We start from the raw sequence: 1,017 nt of genomic DNA, 5'->3' as shown, positions 1-1,017 counted from the left end.
CGATGGTGTTGTGGTTGAACGTAAGTTGAATCAAAAACTTGATATTCTTGGTGGTGCAAATAATGCAACCGATGCGAAGAATATCGTCACAACCGCAAATGCAGATGGTTCTATCCAAATCGATCTTGCCAAAGATCTTGATCTAGGCACTACGGGTTCTGTGAAAACAGGCAATACGACCGTTAATAATGACGGCGTTAAAGTAGGTGATAATGTCACATTAGGTGATACAGGATTAACTATTGCAAATGGTCCAAGTATTACCGCAAATGGTGTCGATGCCGGAAGTAAAACAATCACGAATGTTGCCGATGGTGTAAATGGTAAAGATGCTGTCAACAAAGATCAGTTAGATGCATTAGGTACGAATTTAACAAATACAGGCCTTACATTTGCAGGTAACAGTGGGGAAGTAAGTAAAAAACTTGGCGATAAAGTCACCATTAAAGGTGGTTTAGCTGACAATATTGATGCGAGTGATGAAAATCTACGTGTTGATGTTGAGGGTGGCAACCTTGTTGTGAAAATGGCGAAGAACCTAAGTGGCTTAGGCGATATCCAAGTTGGTGAAGCTGGAAAAGACGGAAAAGATGGCGTTGACGGTAAGATTGGTGTTACCGGAAAAGATGGTTCATCAGTAGTTATTAATGGCGAAGATGGATCAATCGGTCTTACCGGTCCAAAAGGTGAAGCGGGTAAAGATGCACCAACTCTTAATATTGCAGTGAAAGATGGAGCGCCAGGCTTAAATGGAAAAGATGGCGAGGTCCGTATTGTGTACAAAGATAAAGACGGCAATGAGAAAGAGGTCGCAAGTCTTGATGATGGCTTACTCTTTGGTGCGGATAACGATGGAGTTGTGGTTGAACGTAAGTTGAATCAAAAACTTGATATTCTTGGTGGTGCAAATAATGCAACCGATGCGAAGAATATCGTCACAACCGCAAATGCAGATGGTTCTATCCAAATCGATCTTGCCAAAGATCTTGATCTAGGCACTACGGGTTCTGTGAAAAT

Annotated in this window: 1 pseudogene; it reads left to right on the top strand. The window is 41.8% G+C overall.

Annotated elements, in window-relative coordinates:
- Positions 1–1,017 (top strand): annotated as a pseudogene (locus tag DC083_RS10090) (hypothetical protein); the annotation flags it as partial.

Origin of the sequence: Ignatzschineria ureiclastica (genome assembly GCF_003121845.1) — a bacterium.
GTDB lineage: Bacteria > Pseudomonadota > Gammaproteobacteria > Cardiobacteriales > Wohlfahrtiimonadaceae > Ignatzschineria > Ignatzschineria ureiclastica.
This window is presented reverse-complemented; position numbering and strand designations above follow the sequence as displayed.